Consider the following 22,568-nt stretch of genomic DNA (forward strand, 5'->3'; position numbering starts at 1 on the left):
GGTGCCGGCGGCGCGGGGCTGGACGCCGGCACCCGCCGCCGCCGCGGCCCCCGCCGCCCCGCGCAGCTTCGGGGTGGAGGACATGACGCTGCTGCGCGCCGGCGACATGCCGCTGCACGCCGCGCCCCGTCCCGCCCTGTCCACCCTGGCCGAACTCGCTGTCGCCACCCCCGACGCGGCCGGCACGGCGGTGGCGTCGGCGCAGCCGGCCATGCTGTTCCCGCTGATCGAGGCGCTGGACCTGCCGGGCGGCCTGCTGCCGCGCCGGATGGCGGAGCCGGAGCCGATGGCCGCCGCCGCCCCGCCGGCCACCCCGGCCGCCCCCCCGGCGGCGCCACTGCCTGCGATCCTGGCCGCCGCCGAGATCGATCTGCCCCTGCCGGAACTGCTGCGCCTGTTGGCCGGCGACCCGGCCGAAACCACCGACGCATTTCTCGCCCTGCGCCGCCCCCCGGCCGCAGACGGCGCCACGACCTGACGGGAGGCTGTCTCCGACCATGCCGCTGATCTGTTTCGCATCCCCCAAGGGCGGCGTCGGCAAGACCACCCTCACCGCCAACCTGGCTGACGCGCTGCAGCGCGAAGGCCGCCGGGTGATGGTGGTCGATTTCGATCCGCAGAACACGCTGCGCCTGCATTTCGGCGTGCCGCTGACCGACATGGGCGGCTTCACCGCCGACCTGCCGCGCCGGCCGGACTGGCGCGCCTGCGTGCGGGAGACCGCCTCCGGCGTCATGGTGCTCCCGCATGGCGCCATGGAGCTGCGCGGCGCGCTGGGCCTGGCCGCGGCGCTGGAACGCGACCCGGAACTGCTGGCGGCGCCGATGCGCTCCATCCTGTCCGACCCCGGCCTGACCGTGATCGCCGATACCTCCCCCGGGCCGTCGCATGCCCTGGCGGTGCTGGTGCCGATGGCGTCGATGGTCATCGCGGTGCTGCAGGCGGAAGCCATCAGCGCGGCGTTGATCCCGGACATCGACAGCGGCCGCTTCCTCGGCTCGGGCACCATGGCGGCGCTGTTCGCCGGGCGGCTGCGGGTGGTGCTGAACGAGGTGGACCTGAATTCCCGCCTGTCGCGCGCCGCGGCCGATGCCGTGGCGCGTCACCTCGGCCCGCGCCTGCTCGGCGCGGTGAGCCGGGATGAAACCATGGCGGAGGCGCTGGCGATGCAGAAGCTGGTGCAGGAGATCGCCCCGGACTCGCGCGCGGCGGAAGACATCCGTGGCATCGCCCGCGCCGTTGAAGCCGCATTGCCGGCGGCGCCTGAAGCCTTCAGCATGGGCTGGGGCGCGCGATGAGCTTTGCGCAGTCGCTGCGCCGGGGTCGGGCCTTCCGCAGCGGCCCCTGGGCCCGCAGTTGGGTCGCCTGGCCGCTGATGGCCCTGGCCGTCGTCATCGGCCTGACCTTCATGGTGGCGCCGCTGGCGGCGGAGCAGCAGGCCTGGCTCGCCGTCGCCGGCTTCCTGCTGTACCTGGTGGCCAACCGCATCCCCGGCCGGGCGATGACGATCTTCGTCGTCTTCATGTCCTGCCTGGTGTCCATGCGGTATATCTACTGGCGCCTGGTGGACACGCTGGAATTCACCAGCTTTTCGCAGACCTTCCTCGGCACCGGCCTTCTGCTGGCCGAGGTCTACGCCGTCTCCACCATGCTGCTGGCCTATTTCCAGGCAATCTGGCCGCTGGACCGCAAGCCGGTGCCGCTGCCCGAGGACCCGGAGGACTGGCCGACCATCGACGTCTTCATCCCCAGCTACAACGAGCCGCTGGAGATCGTGAAGCCGGCCATCTATGGCGCCCTGGCCATCGACTGGCCGCGCCACAAGATGAACGTTTACCTGCTGGATGACGGCCGCCGCGACGAATTCCGGCGCTTCTGCGAACAGGTCGGCTGCAACTACCTGATTCGCGCCGACAACAAGGGCGCCAAGGCCGGCAACATCAACGCCGCGCTGAAGGTCACCAATGGCGAGTACATCTGCATCTTCGACTGCGACCACGTCGCCACCCGCGCCTTCCTGCAGCTGACGGTCGGCTGGCTGCTGCGCGACCGCGACCTGGCCATGGTGCAGACGCCGCACCATTTCTATTCGCCCGACCCGTTCGAGCGGAACCTGGCCTCCGGCCAGCGCGTCCCGAATGAGGGCCTGCTGTTCTACGGCATGGTGCAGCAGGGCAACGACCTGTGGAACGCCACCTTCTTCTGCGGCTCCTGCGCCGTGATCCGGCGCGAGGCGCTGCTGGAAGTGGGCGGCGTGCCGACCGAGACTGTGACGGAAGACTGCCATTGCTCGCTGAAGATGCAGCGGCGCGGCTGGCGCACAGCCTATCTGCGCGTGCCACTCGCCGCGGGCCTCGCGACGGAACGGCTGATGCTGCACATCGGCCAGCGTATGCGCTGGGGCCGCGGCATGATCCAGATTCTCCGAATCGACAACCCGATGATGGGGCCGGGGCTGAAGCTGTACCAGCGCTGCTGCTATTTCATGTCGCAGTTCCACTTCCTGTTCCCGCTGCCGCGCTTCGTCTTCCTGACGGCGCCGCTGGCCTTCCTGCTGTTCGGCGAGAGCATCATCGCGGCCTCCCCGCTGGCCATCCTGGCCTATGCCGGGCCACACATCCTGCATTCGGTGGGCGCCACCAGCCGCCTGTCCGGCCATGTGCGGCACAGCTTCTGGTCCGAGATCTACGAGACGGTGCTGGCGCTGTACCTGATCCCGGTCATGCTCGCGACGCTGCTGGACCCGAAGAAGGGCAAGTTCAACGTCACCGACAAGGGCGGCACGCTGCAGGAAGGCTTCTTCGACCTGCGCGCGGTGGGCCCGAACATGGTGCTCGCCCTGGCGCTGGTCGCCGGCATCCTGTCCGGCATCTACGGCCTCACCACCAATGCGGTGGAGAGCCTCGATTTCCAGGCCTTCGCCCTGAACATGATCTGGGCCGTGCTGTCCTTCGTCGTGGTGCTGGCGGGCCTGGCGGTGGGCCGGGAGCGGCGGCAGGTGCGCGAGCGAGCGCGCGTCGGCGCGGTGGTGGCGGCCAATGTGGTCCTGGCCGATGGCCGGGTCGTGGAAGGCGAGACGATGGACTTGTCCCTGGGCGGCGCCGCGGTGGCGATCGAGCGGCCGGCGGACGTGCCGGATGATGCCAGCATCACGCTCGAGCTGGATGTCGGCCCGGAATGGGTCGCCATCCCGGCCGAGGTGCTGCGCTGGCAGGAGGGCCGCATGCAGGTGCGCTTCGCGGCCCAGACGCTGCATGACGAGGGCAACATCGTGCGCGCCGTGCTCGGCCGCGCCGATGCGTGGGTGGACTGGGACGACGTGCGCGAGGACAAGCCGCTGCGCAGCCTGGGCGAGGTGGCGCGCTCGATCGGCGGCCTGTTCCGCGGCGACAGCCAGTTCTCCTTCTTCACCCGCCGCCAGCGGCGCAACCGCGTGGTGGTGCGCGTCGAGCCGCCGGCAGGGGCGGACACCGCCGCCGGTGCCGCGGTGGAAGCCGGTGAGGCGGCAACGGCCACGCCCGCCCGCCGCCCGCGTGGCGAAAGCACGATCCGCCGCGCTGCCGCCATTCTCCTGGCGCTGGCGCTCGGCCTGCCTGGCCTGGCGCAGGCGCAGGTGAACCTGCGCGGCGCGCCGCCGCCACCGGCGCCGCTGCAGCCGGGCCCGCAGGGCCTGCCGCTGACGCTCACGCCGCAATCGCCGGGCGTCGGCACTTTCGGCGCGCCGAGCACCCAGGCCGGCGCCGTGCCGCTGGGCGCCACGCCGCAGGGCCAGTTCGGCGCCCAGCCGGCGCAGTTCGGGGCGCCGCAGGGCCAGCCGGCCCCGTTCGGCGCACCGCAGGGTGGCACCGTGCCGCTGCAGGTGCAGGGCACGCCCTTCGGGCAGCCGGGCACGGCGCAGCCGGGTTCGCCCTTCGGCCAGCCCGGCCCCAGCGCGCCCTCCACCCTGCCGGGCACGACCACGGCCAATACCGGCCTGCCGCCGCTGCCGGCGGCGCAGCCCGGCTTCCAGGGCGGCCCGATCATCGGCAGCTTCGGCGCGCCGACCGGCGATTTCGGCTCCACCCGCACGGAAACCCGCACGCTGCGCCAGCTTGGCCTGCGCGCGCCGATGCAGATGCGTGGCACCTCGGACCTTCAGGGCGTGCTGTTCGGCGTCCGCGGTGACGAGGTTGTCACCGGCGCGCGGCTGGTCCTGCAGGGCGCGACCAGCCCGGCGCTGATCCCGGAATACAGCCAGGTGGCGATGGCGCTGAACGAGCAGTTCGTCGGCGTGATCAACCCGGACCGCAACCGGCCGGCCTTCGGCCCGCTGGAATTCCCCATCAACCCGGTGTTCTTCGCCGACCTGAACCGGCTGAACTTCCGCTTCACCGGCCGCTACACGGTGGAGTGCAACGACCCGCTCTCCGGCCTGCTCTGGGCCAACATCTCCGACCTCTCGACCCTGCAGCTGACGCTGGAGCGCCTGCCCCTGCAGCGCGACCTGGCCCGCCTGCCGGAGCCCTTCTTCGACCCGCGCCTGCTGCGCGAGCCGCTGTCGCTGCCGGTGGTGGTGCCGGAGCAGGCGAGCAATGAATCGCTGGCCGCGGCGGCGACCGTCGCCTCCTGGTTCGCGGTGCAGGCGGATTACCGCGGCGCCAGCTTCCCCGTCTCCTTCACCCTGCCGCAGCGCGGCAATGCGGTGGTGGTGGCCGGCGGGCAGGAAAGCGTGCCGGGCCTCGCCCTGCCGCGCTTCGATGGCCCGACGCTGGCCCTGGTGCCGAACCCGACCGACCGCTTCGGCCTGATCCTGGTGATCGGCGGCCGCAGCGGCCAGGAAGCGCAGCAGGCCGCGGTGGTGCTGGCCGGCAGCAAGGAAGCGCTGGCCGGCGAGGTCGCCGTGGTGCAGCCCATCAGCATCCCCGCGCGCCAGCCCTATGACGCGCCGCGCTGGGTGCGCAGCGACCGGCCGGTGCGGCTGGGCGAGCTGGTGGACCCCTCCGAGCTGCAGGCCTTCGGCTATGCGCCCGGCCCGATCTCCGTGCCGTTCCGCACGGCGCCCGACCTCTACACCTGGCGCGGCCGGCCGCTGCCGGTGGAGCTGCACTACCGCTCCCCGCCCGGGCCGATCATGGATGTCGCGGTCTCCCGCCTCGACATCGCGCTGAACGACATCTACCTGCGCAGCCTGCCGCTGCGCGATGCCGAGGCGCCCTGGCCGGTCTCGCTGCTCACCAGCCAGCTGGGCCAGAGCGAGCGGATGACGAGCCGCTTCGGCCTGCCGCCCTACCTGATCTTCGGCATGAACGAATTGCAGATGCGCTTCGACATGCGCCCGCTGCACCGCGGCGACTGCATCGCCGTGCCGGCCGATGTGCGCGCCGGGATCGACCCGGACAGCACCATCGACCTGTCCGACGCCTATCGCTTTGCCACCCTGCCGAACCTCGCCTTCTTCGCCGGCTCGGGCTTCCCCTTCACCCGCATGGCCGATTTCAGCGACACCGCCGCGGTGCTGCCGGACCGCCCGAACGAGGTGGAACTCTCCGCCTTCCTGACGCTGATGGGCCGCTTGGCGTCGCATGTCGGGCACGCCACCACGGGGCTGCAGGTGGTGCGTGCCGCGGCGCTGGACAGCGTCGCCAACCGCGACCTGCTGGTGATCGGCACGCTCGGCCGGCAGGCGGCGCTGGAGACTCTGCTGGGCCGCGACGGGCCGGTGGTGCTGGATGGCAACCGCATGTCCGTCGCCCTGCCGGACGCGCTTGAAGGCTTCCGCAACCTGTTCCTGGGTGACGAGCCGCGGGTGGCGCGCGAACAGGCGCAGGCCATGCTGACCTCGCCGGGCGATGGGCTGGGCATCCTGATGGGCTTCGAAAGCCCGCTGCGCTCCGGCAAGTCCATCGTCGCGCTCACCGGCACCACGCCGCAGGGGCTGGAGCAGATGCTGGCCGCGCTGCGCGACCCGGAGCAGGCGCCGCGCGTGCAGGGCGACCTCGCGATCCTGTCCGCCGGCCGGATCAGCGGATTCAACCTGGGCGGGCACTACACGGTCGGCGCGCTGCCGCCCTATATCTGGCCGCAATACTTCCTGCAGACCCGGCCGGACCTGCTGCTGCTTCTGCTGGGCATCTCCTGTGCCATCGTCGCGATCCCCGCCTACTGGGCCCTGCGCCGCCGCGCTGCGATCCGCCTCCGGACGAGGACCACATGATTTTTTTCCCGAAGCGGAGCACACGCGCCGCGCTGCTCGGCACCGCGCTGGTGGCCGCCGCCCTGGCCGGCGCCCCGGCCCTGGCGCAGGACCGTGGCGTGGCAGCCCTGCTGGACCAGGCGAATTACTGGAAGCTGCAGAACCGCCCGGACCAGGTGGTGCGGACGCTGGAGCGCGTGCTGCAGGTGGACCCGCGCAACGCGGAGGCGCTGGCCGGCATCGCCGAGGCGCAGGCACAGCAGGGCAATGTCGCGCAGGCGCAGGAAGCCCTGGGCACGCTGCGCCAGGCGGCACCGGCCGACCCGCGCACCCTGCAGGCGGATGTGGCGGTGCGCACCTCCACCGTGGATGCCGGGGCGCTGGCCCAGGCGCGGCAATTGGCGCAGGCCGGGCGGAACGCGGAAGCGGTGGAACGCTACCGCGCCCTGTTCGGCGGGGCCCCGGTGCCGGACAGCTTCGCGCTGGAATATTACCAGGCCCTGGCCGGCACCGAGAGCGGCTGGTCCGAGGCGCGCCAGGGCCTCGGCCGCCTGGCCGCGCGCAGCCCGACCAACACCGCGGTGCAGCTGGCCAACGCGCAGGTGCTGACCTATCGCGAGGAAACCCGCGCCCAGGGGATCGAGGCGCTGCGCCGCCTCTCCGCCCGACCGGACAGCCAGCAGAGCGCCACCGCCGCCTGGCGCCAGGCCCTGACCTGGATGGGCCCGGGGCCGGAGTCGGTGCAGCCGCTGGAAGGCTATCTCCAGCAATTCCCGAATGACGCCGAGATCCAGCGCCGGCTGGAGGAAGCGCGCAACCCGCCGCAGGGGCCCACCGACGTGGTGGGCGACGCCAAGGTCCAGGCCTGGGCGGCCTTCAACGCCGGCCGGCTGCGGGAGGCGGAGGAACGCTTCACCGCCGTGCTGGCGACGGAGCCGAACGACGCGGACGGGCTGGGCGGCATGGGCCTGATCCGGCTGCGCCAGGGCCGCCAGGCCGATGCGCGCCGGCTGCTGCAGTCGGCGATCGAGGCCGATCCCTCCCGCCGCTCCTCCTGGGAACAGGCGCTGCGCGGCGCCAGCCAGCGCCCGGCGGCGCCGGGTGGTGGTGGCGGCGGCGCCCCCGGTCCCGACATCCAGGCGGCGCGCAACATGGTGGCCGCGGGCAATTTCTCCCAGGCCGAGCCGCTGCTGGCGCGCATCGTCGCCCGCAATGGCGGCGACCGGCCGGATGCGGAGGCCCTGCTGGGCGACATCGCGCTGCGCCAGGGCAATGCCGCGGTGGCCGAACAGCGCTACCGCGCTGCGCTGGCGCGGCGCAGCAATTTCGGCGCGGCCCTGTCCGGCCTGGCGAATGCGCTGCAGGAACAGGCCAAGTTCGCCGAGGCCGAGGAAGTCTATCGCCGCATCGGCGGCACCAACGCGCCACAGGTCCGCGCCGATGCGCTGCGCGCCGAGGCGCTGCGCACGGATGACCCGGAAGCCGCCGCGGCGCTGCTGCGGGCCGCGATCCAGAACGACCCGTCCAATCCCTGGCCGCGGCTGGATCTCGCGCGGCTGCTGGCCCGCGCCGGAAGGGCGGCGGAAGCCAACCAGCTGATCGGCGCCAGCGTCGCCACGCGGGCGACGCCGGACACCATCCATGCCGCCGCGATCTATGCGCTGGAGCAGAACCGCCCAAGCGACACGGTGCAACTGCTGAACCGCATCCCCGCGCGCGCCCGCAACGCGGACCAGAACCGTCTTCTGGCTTCCGCCCGGGTGCAGGCGGAGGTGCAATCCGCCGTCGGCCTCGCCCGCGCCGGGCGGCGGGCGGAAGCCCGCCAGCGGCTGATCGCCATTGCCGGCCGGCGCGACCCCACCGGGGAAGCCGGCCCCGCCGCGGTGCGGGCGCTGACCACGCTGAACGACACGCGCGGCGCACAGGAAGCGGCGCGGATGTATGCGATCGCGGCGCGCGGCCAGGCGCCGGCGGCCCAGCTGGCTGCCGCCACGGCGCTGCTGGAAGCCGGGCTGAACCAGGAAGCCGCCAACACCGCGGCCGCCATCGATGCCGGGCGGCTGACGGCGGACCAGCGCCGCCAGGCCAACAGCATCTCCGCCGGCCTGTCGATCCGCGCCTCGGACCAGCTGAACCAGGCGGGCAACCAGGCCGCGGCCTTCGATGCGCTGCTGCCGACGCTGCGACAGAACCCGGAAAACCCGGCCGCCAACCTGGCGCTCGCCCGGCTGTACCAGGGGGCGCGGGACCCGGAGCAGGCCGGGCGCATCGCCGAGGCCGTGCTGTCGCGCAACCCGCGCGACACGGATGCGCGGCAGGCGGCGATGGACGCCGCCATCGCCAACCGCGACTGGTCGCGGGCCGAGGCGCTGCTGTCCGAAGGCCGGGCGCTGATGCCGAACGACCCGCGCATCCCGCTGCTGGAAGCGCGGCTGGCGCGTGGCTGGGGCGACCAGCGCCGCGCCCGTGCCGCGCTGGAACAGGCGGCGGCGATGCGGCGCCAGCAGATCGGCGTCACCGCCACCCCTGGCCTGCTGGGCGGCACCGCCTCGCCCCAGGCCACCGTGCCGGGGCAGCCGGCGCAGCCGGGCTATGAGAACCCGTTCCGCCGCGTGCCGCTGGCCGGGCAGGATCTGTCGCAGGCGCCGGCCACCACCATGCCGGGGCAGCAATTCGCGCAGATCCAGGGCTTCGGCGCCGCGCCGCAGGCCACCGACCCGCTGCTGAGCGAGATCACTCGGCAGTTGACCGAGGTGCGGGAGGAAGCGGCGCCGCGCATCACGCCGGCGCTGGGCATGCGCGTGCGCTCCGGCGACGATGGCATCGATGCGCTGACCGAAAGCCATGTCGGCGCGGAAGGCAGCATTGCCATGCCCGGCATCGGCGGCCGGCTGACGGCCCGCGCCAGCGCCGTGGCGCTGGACAATGGGGAATTGTCCGGCACCCTGCCGGCGATGCGCCGCTTCGGCAGCTTCCCGCTGACCCTGCCCGGGTCGCAGGGCACGCTGACGCGGCAGCAGGCCAGCCAGGCCAGCGAAACGGAAAGCAGCCAGTCCGGCGTCGCGCTCGGCGCCGCCTATGCGCGCGGCGGCTTCGCCGTTGATATCGGCACCACCCCGCTGGGCTTCCTGCAGGAAAACGTGGTCGGCGGCATCGAGATCGCGCCCGAGATCGGCGACGGGGTGCGGCTGCGGGTGACGGCGGAACGCCGGGCGATGACGGACAGCCTGCTGTCCTGGGGCGGCCTGCGCGACCCGGGGCAGGGCAGCATCTGGGGCGGCGTGGTGCGCACCGGCGGCCGCGTGCAGGTGGAGTTCGCCAGCGGCGACACCAATTTCTACGTCGCCGGCGGCTATTTCAGCATGACCGGCGAGGGCGTGGCGGAAAACAGCCGCATGGAAGCCGGGGCCGGCTTCCAGACGCCGATCTGGCGCTCCGCGACCGAGGAACTGGTCACCGGCCTGGACCTCGTCTACTTCGCCTATGACAAGAACCTGCGCTTCTTCACGCTGGGCCATGGCGGCTATTTCAGCCCGCAGAGCTTCATCGCCGCGAACGTGCCGATCGACTGGCGGGGCCGATCCAACAACTTCACCTATCGCGCCGGCGCCTCCATCGGCCTGACCACCTTCACCGAGGATCGGGCCGAGCTGTTCCCGAACGACGCGGCGCTGCAGGCCCAGCTTCAGGCCCGCGCCAACAGCGAGACGGGGGTGGACGCCTTCTATGCCGGCCAGACCAAGACCGGCCTGACCGGCGGGCTGCGCGGCGACCTCGAATACATGCTGACGCCGCAGCTGCGGATCGGCGGCGCGCTGCGCTTCGACCAGGCGGCGGATTGGAGCGAGACGCGCGGTCTGGTCTATGCCCGCTATCGCTTCGATCGCTGAACGGGACCCGGGCATGACACAGGCTGAGCGCACCGAACCGGCCACCGCCGCCTACCTCGCCCGCCGCGGCGTGTCCGGGCAGTGGCGCAGCTTCGTCCGTGCCCTGGTGGAGACGTTGGACGAGCATCTGGACCAGGACGGCCGCGCGGCGCTGATGCGCGCCATCGGCCGCCGCATGGCGGAGGCGATGCCGCTGCCGCATTGCGACACGCTGAAGGGGCTGGAAGGCCACATGAACGACGCGCTGGGCGCGGCGGAATGGGGCTATTGCCAGCTGGCCGTGGACATCGAACGGCAATGCCTGCTGGTCACCCACGCCGCCGCCCCGGCGGTCGGCGCCGGTCAGGATGCGGAGGGCGGCTGGGTGGCTGCGGTGCTGGAAGGCCTCTATGCCGGCTGGCTGTCGCAGCAGCCGGGCGCGAGCGCGGAGCTGGTGCCCGTCATCGCCACCTACACCGCCGGCGAAGCCAGGCTGGACTACGGCCGCGCCGCCTGAAAGGGGATAAGCCCACTCCCCCCTGCGGGTGGAGAGGGCTTTTGCGGCCTAACCCTCCTCCACCGCCACCTCCAGCCAGCCGCGCGCATCCAGATGGGCGACGTCGCCCGGCAGCAGCAGCACGGTGGTCGTGTCGCTCTCCACGATCGCCGGGCCGGGCACCTGCTGCCCCGGCGCCAGTTCGGTGAAGGCGAAGACCGGCAGGTCGCGCAGGGCGCCGGCCACGAAGGCGCGGCGGGTCGCCACCGGGGCGGCAGGCTCGCCGGCCACCTGCGCCGGTGCCGGCAGCGACGGCAGGCGGCCGATGGCGGCCACGCGCGCCGTCACCAGCACCACCTCCTCGCCGCGCAGCGCATAGGTGAACAGCGCCTCGTGCCGCGCATGGAAGGCCTCGGCGAGCGCGGCGGGCAGGCCGGGGGCCGGCCAGTCCACGCCATCCAGCGGCACGCCCACCTCGAAGACCTGCTCGCCATAGCGCAGGTCGGCGCTGCGGCGGATGGCGGGCTCGCCATCCATCCATTCGGCCATGCGGGCGCGGGCGCTGGCTTCCAGCTCCGCGAACAGGGCGCGCAGGGCCGGTTCCTCCGGCAGGCCGGCGGCGCCGACCAGGCTGCGGGCGACCTCGTAGCGCAGGTCGGTCTGCAGCATCCCCCAGGCGGATAGCCCGGCCGCCAGCAGCGGCACGGCGACGCGCCGCATGCCGAGGTCCCGCGCCACGGCGCTGGCATGCAGCCCCGCCGCGCCGCCGAAGGCCAGCAGGCAGAAGCCGCGCGGATCGACGCCGCGGCGCACGGTGGCGACACGGATGCCATCCGCCATGGCGACATTGGCCAGCGCATGGATGCCCGCGGCACAGGCCAGCATCCCGAGGCCCAGCGTCGCGCCCAGCCGCGCCACCGCCGCTTCCGCTGCCGCCAGGTCCAGCACCCGCCTGCCACCCAGGAAGCGCGCCGGGTCCAGGTAGCCCAGCACCAGGTTCGCGTCCGTCACCGCCGGTTCGGTGCCGCCGGCGCCGTAGCAGGCCGGGCCGGGCACCGCGCCGGCGCTGCGCGGGCCGACGCGCATCATCCCGCCGGCACCGACATGGGCGAGCGAGCCGCCGCCGGCGCCGAGCGTCACGATGTCCAGGCTCTCCAGCGCGATGCGCTCCCCGCCCACCATCCGCCCACGGCCCAGCGCGGCTTCCCCACCGCTGATCAGCGCGACATCGGTGGAGGTGCCGCCGACATCGAAGGTGACGAGGTCCGCCCCCAGCCCGGCGCGGGCCAGCGCCAGCCCGGCGGCAACCCCGCCCGCGGGGCCGGAGAGCGCCGTGCCGGCGGCCAGCCGCGCGGCCTCCGCCACCGGGGCCACCCCGCCATGGGAGAGGATGACGAAGAGCGGGGCGCGCAGCCCGGCCTCCGCCAGGCGGGTTTCCAGCCGGCCGAGATAGCCCGCGACGATCGGCCCGACCGCGGCGTTGACCACGGTGGTGGAGAAACGCTCGAACTCCTTGATCTGCGGCAGCACGTCGGAGGAGAGCGTCACATAGGTGCCGGGCAGGGCGGCGGCGATGGCGGCCCCGGCCGCCTGTTCATGGGACGGGTCGCGCCAGGCGTGCAGCAGGCAGATGGCAACGCCTTGCACCTGCTCCGCCCGCAGCGCGGCGATGGCGGCCTCCAGGCTGGCGGGGTCCAGCGCCACTGCCACCGCGCCATCGGCGCGGAGGCGCTCCCGCAGGGGCAGGCGCAGGCGGCGCGGCACCAGGGGCGCGGGGGGCGGCAGGCGCAGATCGTAGCGTTCGGGCTTCAGACCCTCCCGCATCTCGATCACGTCGCGATGGCCCTCGGTGGTCAGCAGGCCGATGCGCGCGGTGCGGCGTTCCAGCAGCGCGTTGGTCGCCACCGTGGTGCCATGCACCAGGCGCTCCGTCGCGGCCAGCAGGTCGGGCAGGGGCAGGCCGAGCATCCCGGCCAGCACGCCGAGGCCATCCAGCACGCCGCGGGACTGGTCATCGGGCGTGGTGGCGGCCTTGGCGAGCAGCGTCTCGCCATCCGCGCCGATGCAGACGACATCGGTGAAGGTGCCGCCGACGTCGCAGCCGATCCGGTAGGGGGCGCGCATCAGACCACACCTTCCGCAGCATCCGCCGCGCGGGCGGCGGGCTCGCGCCGGGCCGGGTCACCCCAGCCGCCGCCGCCGCCGGAGCGCACATGAATCACGTCCCCGGGCGCCAGCTGCACGCCGGTTTCCTTGGTGCGCAGGTCGCGCGGCGTGCCCTGGCGGGGGATCAGCGTGTAGCGGTGCGGCGCGCCATCCTGCCCGCCCAGCATGCCCGCCGCGCCGTGGCGGGCACCGTCGCCGGCGGTGTTGGCGCGGGCCGGGCCGGAGGTTTCCACCACCAGCTCCAGCTCCCCGCCCAGCCCGCCGCGGAACTGCCCGTCCCCGGCCGAACCGGGCAGGAATTCATGGCGGCGGAAGAACAGCGGGAAGCGCGCCTCCGCCATCTCAACGCTGCCGAATTTCAGCCCGCCGGCGGAATGCCATTCGCCGACGCCGGACCAGCCATCGCCCTGGGCATGGCCGCCGCCGCCGGGGCGGGCATGGAACAGGTGCCAGACGAAGCGGCGGCCCGGGCGGCGCGGGTCCTCGCCCTGGATGGCGATGCGGAAGCGCCGGCCCCAGCCGCCCATGGCCCGGTCCGGGCAGGCGGCGGCGAGCGCCTTGACCACCGCCTCCACGATCTCGTTCGAGCAATGGCTGGTGCAGAGCGTCACCGCCGCGCCGGGGGCGGCGCGCACCACGGTGCCTTCGCGCGCCAGCACCGTCAGCGGCCGGAAGGCGCCGTCATTCTTCGCCACCTCCGGGTCCAGCAGATAGGCCAGCGCCATCCGCACGGCGGAGACGGTGTTGGGCCAGGAGGAATTGACGAAGCCGAGCGTCTGCGGGTCGCTGTCCGTCAGATCCACGGTCAGGCTGTCGCCCCGCTTGGTGACGGTGGCGCGGATGGCGATGTCCTCCGCGCCATGGCCGTCATCGTCCAGCAGCGCCACGCCCTGCCAGGTGCCGTCTTCCCAGCCGCCGATGATGCGGCGGGCATGGGCTTCCGCCAGGTCCAGGATGGCATCGGTGGCGGCGGCGAGCGTCGCGGCGCCGTGGCTGGCCAGCAGCGCCTGCAGCCGCTTCGCGCCCAGCCTGGCGGCGCCCCACATCGCCATCAGGTCGCCGCGGAAGTCGCGCGCGATGCGGGTGTTGAGCGCCAGCATGGCGACCAGATCCTCGCGCAGCGTATCGCCCTCGCCCAGCCGGATCGGCGGGATGCGGATGCCTTCCTGCCAGATCTCGGTGGCGGAGGGGTTGTAGCCGCCATGGGTGGCGCCGCCGATGTCGGACTGGTGGGCGCGGACCACGCAGAGGAAGACCAAATCAGGGTCGACATTCCCGTCCCGATGATCCGGGGCCGCAGGCCGAGGGTCTGAATCGCGCCGGGGCCCGTCAAAGACGGGCAAGACAATGGTCAGGTCGGGCAGATGGCTGCCGCCATGCCAGGGGTCGTTCAGCAGGAAGGTGTCGCCCGGCCGCATCTGGCCCGGGAAGGCGTCCAGCACCGCCTGGGCGGCGAAGGGCATGGCGCCGACATGCACCGGGATATGGTCCGCCTGCGCCACCAGCCGCGCCCGCGCGTCACACAGCGCGATGGAGAAATCGCGGGAGGAGTTGAGGATCTGGGAGGTGGCGGTGCGCAGCAGCGCCTCCCCCATCTCCTCCACCACAGCGCGGAAGCGGTTTTCCAGCACCGCGAGGGTGACGGGATCGGGCGTTGCATTCGGCATGGGATGACCGTCACGCCCCGGCCGCGGCGCGTCAAGCGGGGCTGCCGCGCGCGGGGTGGTCTGGCGGTGCGCGCCGTGCAGTCGCATCATGCGGAAGAATGGAACGCGCCACGACCCTCACCGAGCTGATCGAGCACAGCGCCGCCACGCGGCCGGATGCGCCGGCCTTCCCCGGCCTCGGCTGGGCGCAGGCGGCGGCGCTTGTGCGGCGCCTGGCGGGCGGGCTGGAACGGGCGGGCATCGGGCCGGGCGACCGGGTGGCGATCTTCCTGCCGAATCGGCCGGATTTTCTGCTGCTGCTGTTCGCGCTCGCCCGGCGCGGGGCCTGCGCCATCCTTCTGAACACGCGTTTCCGCCAGGCGGAGCTGGAAAACCTGCTCGGCCGGGCGCAGCCGGTGGCCATCGCCGTGGCGCGGGATTTCGCCACCGTCGACCTCGCCGCCGTGCTGCCGGCACCGCCGCCCTCGCTGCGGCTGGTGCTGGGCATGGATGGGCTCGGCGCGGGCAGCCTCGCCGGCCTGCCGGTGCTGCCCCGTGCCGCGCTGCTGGATGGGGCGGAGGCCGCGGATTGGGCGCGGCCGGAGGCGGAGGCGCTGACCTTCACCACCAGCGGCACCACCGCCGGGCCGAAGCTGGTGCTGCACCGCCAGCGCAGCCTGGCGCATCATGCGGGCGACGTGGCAGCGGCGATCGGCACGGCGGCACCGGGCGCGGCGCTGCTGGCCGCCGTGCCGCTCTGCGGCACCTTCGGGCTGACCGCGGCGCTGGCCGCCCTGGCCGGCGCCGCGCGCATCGATTGCCTGGAGCGGTTCGAGGCGAGGGAGGCCGATGCCGCCATCCGCGCCGGCGGCATCACCCACATGGTGGGCGGCGACGATCTGCTGCTGAAGCTGGCGGAGGCCGCCGGCAGCCGCCCCTACGCCCCCTTCGCCTTCACCGGCTTCGCCGGCTTCCACGGCCAGGCGGACCGCGTGCTGGCGGAGTCGGACCGGCTGCGCCTGGCTGCCCGCGGCGTCTATGGCAGTTCCGAGGCCCAGGCGCTGTTCGCCGGCCAAGCCCCCGCCGGGCCGCATCGCGCGGTGGGCGGCGGCCACCCCTTCGCGCCGGCGGCCGCCTGGCGCATCGCGGAGGATGGGGAACTGCTGCTGCGCGGCCCCTCCCTGTTCGATCGCTACCTGGGCAATCCGGAGGCCACGGCCGCCGCCCGCACCGCGGAGGGCTGGTTCCGCAGCGGCGATTTGGCGGCGGCGCAGGCCGATGGCGGCTTCGGCTTCCTGACGCGGCGCGGCGACGCGCTGCGGATCGGCGGCTTCCTGGTCTCGCCGGAGGAGATCGAGGGGTTCCTCCAGGCCCAGCCCGGCGTCGCCGCGGCCCAGGTGGTGGAGGCCGGCGGCAGGCCCGTGGCCTTCGTCATCCCCGGCCCGGGCTACAGCGAGGCCGCCCTGGCCGCGGCGGCGCGCCGGTCGCTGGCCAGATTCAAGCAGCCGGCGCGGATCGTGGCGCTGGCGGCCTTTCCCGTGGTGGACGGGCCCAACGGCCCGAAGATCCAGCGCGCGAAGCTGCGGGAGATGGCGGCCGGGTGAGCGAGACCGCCAAAGCGCCGCGCGACCCGCGCATCGTCGCGGCCATCGTCGCCAGCGCGCTGTTCATGCAGAATCTGGACAGCAGCGTGGTGGCCACCGCGCTGCCGGCCATGGCCGCGGATCTCGGGCGGGACCCGGTGCATCTGTCCGTCGCCATCACCTCCTACCTCGTGGCGCTCTGCGTCTTCATCCCGGTCTCGGGCTGGGTGGCGGACCGCTTCGGGCCGCGGCGGGTGTTCATGCTGGCGATCGTGGTCTTCACCGGCGCCTCCGCCCTGGTGGGGCTGTCGCAGGGGCTGGGCACGCTGGTGGCGGCGCGGGTGCTGCAGGGGCTGGGCGGGGCGATGATGGTGCCGGTCGGCCGACTGCTGCTGCTGCGCCGCGTCCGCAAGGAGGAATTGCTGACGGCGATGACGTGGCTGACCATGCCGGCGCTGCTCGGCCCGGTGTTCGGTCCGCCGGTGGGCGGGCTGCTGACGGACATGGTGTCCTGGCGCGCGGTGTTCTGGATCAACATCCCGGTCGGCGCCATTGGCCTGCTGCTGGTCTGGCGCTTCATCCCGGAGTTGGAACCGCAGGACCCCGGGCCGCTGGATGGCAGGGGGCTGACGCTGTGGGGTCTGTCGCTCGCGCTGCTGGTCTCGGGGCTGGAGACGGTGGGGCGGCCCATCGTGCCGCAAGGGGTGACCTTCGCCATGCTCGGGCTGGGGGCGGCGGTGACGCTGGCGGCCATCCGCCATTCGCGGCGCGCCACGCGGCCGGCGGTGGATCTGGGGCTGCTCAGCATCCCCACCTTCGGCATGCCGATGCTCAGCGGCACGCTGTTCCGCATCGGCGCCGGCGCGCTGCCCTTCCTGCTGCCGCTGACGCTGCAGCTGGTGTTCGGGCTCTCGGCCTCGGCCAGCGGGCTGGTCACCTTCGCCACGGCGCTGGGGGCGCTGGTGATGAAGCCGCTGATCCGCCCGGTGCTGCGACGCTTCGGCTTCCGCACCGTGCTGGTGGCGAACACGGTGCTGGCTGCGGCCGGGGTGGCGGTCTGCGCCCTGTTCACGCCGTCCTGGCCGCCGATTGCCATCTTCCTGGTGCTGGCGGCCGGCGGGCTTTCCCGGTCCCTGCAATTCACCTCCATGGCCACCATGGCCTTCGCCGATGTGCCGACCAACAAGCTGGCGGCGGCCACCGCCATGACCGGCACGCTGCAGCAATTCTCCGTGGCGCTGGGCGTGGTGCTGGGGTCGCTGACGCTGTCGGCCGGCATGGCCTGGCACGGCACGGAAAGCCCCGGCCTGGCGGAATTCCAGATGGGCTTCGTCCTCGCCGGGCTGGTCATCCTCTCCATGCTGCCGGGCGCGCTGCGCCTGGCCCCCGATGCCGGGGCGCGGGTTTCCGGCCACAAGGCGCTGCCGCCGGCTTGATTGCGGCGCGGCAGCGGCTGCACGCAACGGCGGCGGCATGCCATGCTGCCGCCAACGCCGGTCCGGGAGCCCACCATGTTTCGCCTGATCCTGCCGCTGCTGCTGGTCCTGGGCTGGCTGCTGCCGACCCCCGCCCCGGCCTTCGAACTGCCCGGCCTGTCCAACGATGCCAGCCGCTATGAATCCGCGCTGACCAGGCGCTTTCCCGCCGGCGGCACGCCGCAGCAGCGGGCCCAGGCGGAAGCCCGCGCCCGCGCCGCGGAAGCCCGGCAGGACTGGGCCGCCGCCGCCCAGGCGTGGGAGGAGCGGATCGGCGCCGGCCAGGCCAATGCCGACCATTGGACCGCCCTCGCCCGCGCCCAGCTGGCCCGCACCCCGCCGGAGGCCCGCCGCGCGCTGGAGGCCGGCTGGCAGGCCTTCCTGAACGTGCCCGGCGGCCCGCCCGAGATCCCTTCCCTGACCGTGATGGCGGAGGCGCTGCGGCGGCTGGGGCAGCCGGCCTGGCAGATCGAGGCGCTGGAAGCCGTGGTGGACCGCGCGCCGCAGGACGCCGGGGCGCGGGAGGCGCTGGCCGCCGCGCGGCGCGAGGCCGGGCTGGTGGTGCGCCGCATCACCACGGAACCGGATGCCGAGCCGGCCCGCGCCTGCCTGGCCTTCACCGCGCCGCCGGCCCGCCGCACGGATTGGCAGCCGCAGGATTGGCTGCGCGCCGACCCACCCCTGCCCGCCATGGCGGTGGAGCGGGAGGGTGATTCGCTCTGCGTCGCCGGCCTGCCCTGGGGGGCGACCACGCGGCTGACGCTGCGCGCCGGCATGCCCGGCGAGGACGGGCTGCGGGTGCTGCGCGACACCACGCTGGCCATCGCCATGCCGAACCGCGCCGCCCGCATCGCCTTCGACAACCGCGCCTTCCTGCTGCCCCGCGGCCAGCCGGCGCGGGTGACGGTGGCCACGGTGAATGTCTCCGCGCTCAGCCTGAAGCTGGTGCGGGTGACGGAGCGCAACACCGTGCCGCTGATGCGGGACTGGCGCCCGGGCCAGGCGATGGATGACTGGATGGCGGAGAACCTGTCCGAGGATCTCGGCCGGGTGGTCTGGGAGGGTCGGGCGGAACTGCCGCCGGCCGCGGCCAACCGCCTGGTCCGCAATGCCCTGCCGCTGCCCGATGCGCTGCGCGCCGCGGGGCCCGGGATGTATGTGCTGGTGGCGCGGCCGGGCGATGGCGCGGCGCGTGGCGGCAGCGCCTCGCTCGCCGTGCTGGCGACCGACCTCGGCATCACCGCCTGGCGCGGGCCTCAGGGGCTCGCGGTGCAGATGCGCAGCTTCGCCGATGCCACCCCGCTCGGTGCCGTGCGGCTGGCCCTGATGGCGCGCAACAACGACGTGCTGGCGGAGGCGATGACGGGGCCGGACGGGCTGGCCCGCTTCCCCGCCGCGGCGCTGCGCGGCGCCGGGCCGTTGGCGCCGGTCGCGGTGCAGGCCTTCTCGGGCGCCGATTTCGCCACGCTGAACCTGGAGAGCGCGGCCTTCGACCTGACGGATCGCGGCGCGGAAGGCCGGCCGCATCCGGGGCCGCTGGATGCCTTCCTGTGGCTGGACCGCGGCATCTACCGGCCGGGGGAGGTGGTGCGCGTGGGCGCGCTGCTGCGCGATGGCGGCGGCCAGCCGGTGGATCTGCCGGCGCGCCTGCGTATCCGCCGGCCGAACGGCCAGGTGTTTTTCGAGTCTGTGCCGGAGCGTGTGGCCGGCGCCGCCTTCCTGGTGCCGGTGCCGCTTTCGGCCAGCGCCCCGGCCGGGGCCTGGCAGGTGGAGGTGCTGGCCGATCCGGACGCGCCGCCCATCGGGACCACGTCCTTCCGGGTGGATGCCTTCGTGCCGGAACGGCTGGAAGTGACCGCCGGCCCCGCCCCCGGGCCGCTGGTGCCGGGTCAGGCGCTGGATGTGCCGGTGCGTGCCCGCTTCCTGTATGGCGCCCCCGGTGCCGGGCTGACGGGCAGCGCGGAGCTGCGCCTGGCGGTGGAGCCGGAGCCCTTCCCGGCCTGGCGCGGCTGGCAGTTCGGCCTGCAGGATGAAAGCTTCACCCCCGACCTCCAGGCCTTCGACGTGCCGGAGACGGATGCCGAGGGCCGCGCCACCCTGACCCTGGACCTGCCCCAGGCCCCCGACACCACCCGCCCGCTGCGCGCGGAGGTGACGGTTTCGATGAACGAGCCCGGCGGCCGCGCGAGTGCCACCCGGCTGACCCTGCCGGTGCGCAGCCCCGGCCCGCTGCTGGCCATCCGCCCGGCCTTCGAGGGCGGGGCGGTGGATGCCGGGGCGGAAGCCGCCTTCGATCTTGCCGCGGTCAGCCCGGGCGGCGAGGCGCTGGCCGCCACGCTGCGGGTGCGGCTGGTGCGCGAGAGGCCGGACTGGCGGATCGTGGTCCGCGAACGCCTGGCCCGCTACGAGACGGTCTGGCGCGACGAGCCGGTGGATTCGGCGGAGCTTCGCGTGGCCCCCGGCCAGCCCGCCCGCTTCGCCCGCAGCCTGCCCTTCGGCCGCTACCGGCTGGAGGTGACTCAGCCCGGGACGCTGGCCATTGCCAGCTATCGCTTCCGCGCCGGCTGGGCGCAGGCCGAATCGGCCGAGGTGCCGGACCGGGTGGATGTCGCCGCGGATCGTCGGGCCTATGCGGCCGGGGCGGTGGCGACGCTGCGCCTGACGCCGCCCTTCGCCGGCCGGGCCAGCATCGCCGTGCTGACCGACCGCCTGGTCTCGCTGCGCGAGATCGACCTGCCGGAGGCGGGGGCGGAGGTGCAGGTGCCGGTTTCGGCCGATTGGGGCCCCGGCGCGCATCTCGCCGTCACCGTCTTCCGCCCCGGCAGCGCGCCGGCCGGCCGGCCGGGCCGCGCGCTGGGTCTCGCCTGGATCGGGCTGGACCCGGCGGCACGGCGGCTGGAGGTGGCGATCGAGGCGCCCGACCTCGCCCGGCCGCGTGGCCCGGTGCAGGTGCCCCTCCGCATCGCCGGGGCCAGCGGCCAGGCCATGGTGACGCTGGCCGCGGTGGATGAGGGGATTCTGCGCCTCACCCGCTTCGCCTCGCCCGACCCGGTGGCGCATTTCCTGGCGCGGCGGCGCCTGGGCCTCGATATCCGCGACGATTACGGCCGGCTGATCGCCCCGGCGGAGGGCGAGGCGGCGGTGCTGCGCCAGGGCGGCGACGGTCTGGATGCCGCAGCCCTGCTGCAGGTGCCGCAGCGCACCGTGGCGCTGTTCAAGGGGCCGGTGACGCTGGATTCCGATGGCCGCGCCACGGTGACGCTGGACCTGCCGGATTTCGCCGGCGAATTGCGGCTGATGGCGGTGGCCTGGGACGGCGCCAGGGTGGGCGCCGCGTCCCGGCCGATGACGGTGCGGGAACAGGCGGTGGCCGAGGCGCAGCTGCCGCGTTTCCTGGCGCCGGGCGACACCGCCCGGCTGCCGGTGCTGCTGCACAATGTGGAACTGCCGGCGGGCGCCTTCCGCGTGACGCTGGCCGCCACCGGCGCCATCGCGCTGGACGGGCCGGCCAGCCTCGATGTTAACCTCGCCGCCGGCGCCCGCGCGCTGCCCGCCACTGGCCTGCGCGCGGTCGCGGCGGGGCAGGGGGTGCTGCGCCTGGCGGTGACCGGCCCCGGCGGCTTCCGGACGGAGCGGGAGGCCGCGATCACCGTCCGCTCCGCCCGCCCTGCGGTGACGGAGGTGGCGGTGAGCACGCTGGCGCCGGGGGCGACCGCCGCGCTGGCCTTGCCCACCGAGCGCTTCCTGCCCGGCACCTGGCGGGCCACCGCCAACTGGGGCGCGCCGGTGCGCTACGACCCGCTGGCGCTGCTCGGCGCGCTGCGGCGCTTCCCGCTGGATTGTGTGGAACAGGCGGCGTCCCGCGTGCTGGCGCTGTCCGCCGCCCCGGCCAACCCGGACACGGCGCAGGAGGATGCGGCGCTGCTCGGCCGCGCCATCGCCTCCGTCGTCGACCGGCAGCGCTATGACGGGCGCTTCGGCTATTGGTCGGCGGAGGGCCAGGTGCAGGAATGGGCCAGCCTCTACGCCACCGAGGCGCTTTTGCGCGCCCGCGCCGGCGGGGCGCCGGTGCCGGAGGCGGCGCTGGAGGCGGCGCTGCGCGCGGCGGAGGATGATCTGGAAGCCACCGGCGACACGCCGGAATTCCTCGCCGTGCAGGCCTATCGCGTGCATGTGCTGGCGCTGGCCGGGCGCAACCGGCTGGGTGCGGCGCGGCGGCTGGCGGAACAGCTGGAAAGCCTGCCGACGCCGCTGGCCCGGGCGCAGCTGGCCGCGGCCTTCGCCCGGGCCGGCGATGCCGGGCGGGCGGAGGCGATCTTCGCCGCGGCCCTGGCGGCGCCGGCGCGGCGCGTCTGGGCGGTGGATTTCGGCAGCGCCACGCGGGATGCCCTGGCCACCGCCCTGCTGCTGCGTGAATCCGGCGTGGCGCAGGACAGGCTGCCGGCGGTGCTCGCCCGGCTGCCGGGGGCGGATCTCACCCCCGCGGTCAGCAACACCCAGGAACAGGCCTGGGCCATCGCCGCCGCCTTCGTGCTGGGGCGCGACGGCCGCCCGGCGCGCATCACGCTGGAGGGGCGGGACCTGCCGGTGGCACCGGTGGTGACCGCCACGCTGGCGGCGCCCGGCCAGGTGCGCAACCGGGGTGACGCGCCGGTGGTGCAGGCGGTGTCCATCGCCGGCGTGCCGGCCTCGCCCCTGCCGGCGGCCGCGCAGGGAATGCGGGTGGCGCGGCGCTTCCTGGACCTGGGCGGCCAGCCGCTGAACCTGGATACGCTCCGCGCCGGCACCGGCTTCGTGCTGCTGCTGGAAGCCCGCGCGACGACCGGGGACCGGCACCAGGCCATGCTGATCCAGGGCCTGCCGGCGGGGTGGGAGATCGCCGGGCGGCTCGGCCCGGGCGAGGTGCAGGGCATGGCTTGGCTGGGTGAGCTGACCGAGGCGGACAGCCAGCCGGCGCGCGACGACCGCTTCGCCGCCGCCGTCACCCTGACCGCGCAGCAGCCGCTGGCGCGGCTGGCGGTGCGGGTGCGGGCGGTGAGCGCCGGCAGCTTCGAACTGCCGGGGATGGAGGCGCAGGACATGTACCGCCCCGGCATCCTCGCCCGCCAGAACGCCGCCCGCATCACGGTGCTGCCCGCCGAGTGATGCGCCCCGCCGCGCC

Annotated in this window: 10 protein-coding genes; 8 read left to right on the forward strand and 2 right to left on the reverse strand. The window is 74.3% G+C overall.

The genetic code is table 11. The features are described from left to right. From HEQ75_RS08815 to bcsD, 5 genes are all read left to right on the forward strand, one after another. Positions 1-478 (forward strand): hypothetical protein (locus HEQ75_RS08815; RefSeq protein WP_209318445.1); only part of this gene is annotated, 478 nt, incomplete at its 5' end. Positions 479-497: 19 nt separating this feature from the next. Further along, positions 498-1,298 carry a cellulose biosynthesis protein BcsQ gene (bcsQ, locus tag HEQ75_RS08820; protein ID WP_168029390.1) on the forward strand — a complete coding sequence of 267 codons (801 nt, stop codon included), beginning with the start codon at positions 498-500 and terminating at the stop codon, positions 1,296-1,298. Further along, on the forward strand, positions 1,295-6,193 hold the full coding sequence (bcsA, locus tag HEQ75_RS08825; protein WP_168029392.1) for a UDP-forming cellulose synthase catalytic subunit: 4,899 nt from the start codon (positions 1,295-1,297) through the stop codon (positions 6,191-6,193). Before bcsQ ends, bcsA begins: the two co-directional genes overlap by 4 nt. Continuing rightward, complete coding sequence (locus tag HEQ75_RS08830; RefSeq protein ID WP_168029394.1) at positions 6,190-10,062, forward strand: cellulose biosynthesis protein BcsC; 3,873 nt, start codon at positions 6,190-6,192, stop codon at positions 10,060-10,062. Before bcsA ends, HEQ75_RS08830 begins: the two co-directional genes overlap by 4 nt. Positions 10,063-10,075: 13 nt before the next feature. After that, positions 10,076-10,558, forward strand: coding sequence for a cellulose biosynthesis protein BcsD (gene bcsD / locus HEQ75_RS08835; RefSeq protein WP_168029396.1), 483 nt, complete (start codon positions 10,076-10,078; stop codon positions 10,556-10,558). A 48-nt stretch (positions 10,559-10,606) separates the two neighbouring features. Here the strand turns inward: bcsD and HEQ75_RS08840 are convergent, their stop codons facing one another. Together HEQ75_RS08840 and HEQ75_RS08845 are read right to left on the reverse strand one after the other, a co-directional pair. After that, positions 10,607-12,661 (reverse strand): hydantoinase/oxoprolinase family protein, encoded by a 2,055-nt coding sequence (locus HEQ75_RS08840; RefSeq protein WP_168029398.1) that lies wholly within the window; start codon positions 12,659-12,661, stop codon positions 10,607-10,609. Next, entirely contained in the window at positions 12,661-14,370 is a 1,710-nt protein-coding gene (locus HEQ75_RS08845; protein ID WP_168029400.1) for a hydantoinase B/oxoprolinase family protein, read from the reverse strand. The genes HEQ75_RS08840 and HEQ75_RS08845 overlap by 1 nt, the downstream gene beginning before the upstream one ends. 98 nt (positions 14,371-14,468) lie before the next feature. Here HEQ75_RS08845 and HEQ75_RS08850 point away from each other — a divergent pair, with 98 nt between their 5' ends. The 3 genes from HEQ75_RS08850 (at position 14,469) to HEQ75_RS08860 (ending at position 22,552) form a co-directional block, all read left to right on the forward strand. After that, entirely contained in the window at positions 14,469-15,953 is a 1,485-nt protein-coding gene (locus HEQ75_RS08850) for an AMP-binding protein (protein WP_168029402.1), read from the forward strand. Next, complete coding sequence (locus HEQ75_RS08855) at positions 15,950-17,368, forward strand: MFS transporter (protein WP_328733490.1); 1,419 nt, start codon at positions 15,950-15,952, stop codon at positions 17,366-17,368. The genes HEQ75_RS08850 and HEQ75_RS08855 overlap by 4 nt, the downstream gene beginning before the upstream one ends. 75 nt (positions 17,369-17,443) lie before the next feature. Then, positions 17,444-22,552, forward strand: coding sequence for an alpha-2-macroglobulin family protein (locus tag HEQ75_RS08860; protein ID WP_168029404.1), 5,109 nt, complete (start codon positions 17,444-17,446; stop codon positions 22,550-22,552). Positions 22,553-22,568: the final 16 nt, after the last annotated feature.

The organism is Falsiroseomonas selenitidurans (genome assembly GCF_012103215.1).
Classification (GTDB): domain Bacteria; phylum Pseudomonadota; class Alphaproteobacteria; order Acetobacterales; family Acetobacteraceae; genus Falsiroseomonas; species Falsiroseomonas selenitidurans.

Bases quoted from the DNA above. Each gene is read 5' to 3' on its own strand.
- bcsQ (WP_168029390.1), top strand. From the start codon at position 498: ATGCCGCTGATCTGTTTCGCATCCCCCAAGGGCGGCGTCGGCAAGACC.
- bcsA (WP_168029392.1), top strand. From the start codon at position 1,295: ATGAGCTTTGCGCAGTCGCTGCGCCGGGGTCGGGCCTTCCGCAGCGGC.
- HEQ75_RS08830 (WP_168029394.1), top strand. From the start codon at position 6,190: ATGATTTTTTTCCCGAAGCGGAGCACACGCGCCGCGCTGCTCGGCACC.
- bcsD (WP_168029396.1), top strand. From the start codon at position 10,076: ATGACACAGGCTGAGCGCACCGAACCGGCCACCGCCGCCTACCTCGCC.
- HEQ75_RS08840 (WP_168029398.1), bottom strand. From the start codon at position 12,661: ATGCGCGCCCCCTACCGGATCGGCTGCGACGTCGGCGGCACCTTCACC.
- HEQ75_RS08845 (WP_168029400.1), bottom strand. From the start codon at position 14,370: ATGCCGAATGCAACGCCCGATCCCGTCACCCTCGCGGTGCTGGAAAAC.
- HEQ75_RS08850 (WP_168029402.1), top strand. From the start codon at position 14,469: ATGGAACGCGCCACGACCCTCACCGAGCTGATCGAGCACAGCGCCGCC.
- HEQ75_RS08860 (WP_168029404.1), top strand. From the start codon at position 17,444: ATGTTTCGCCTGATCCTGCCGCTGCTGCTGGTCCTGGGCTGGCTGCTG.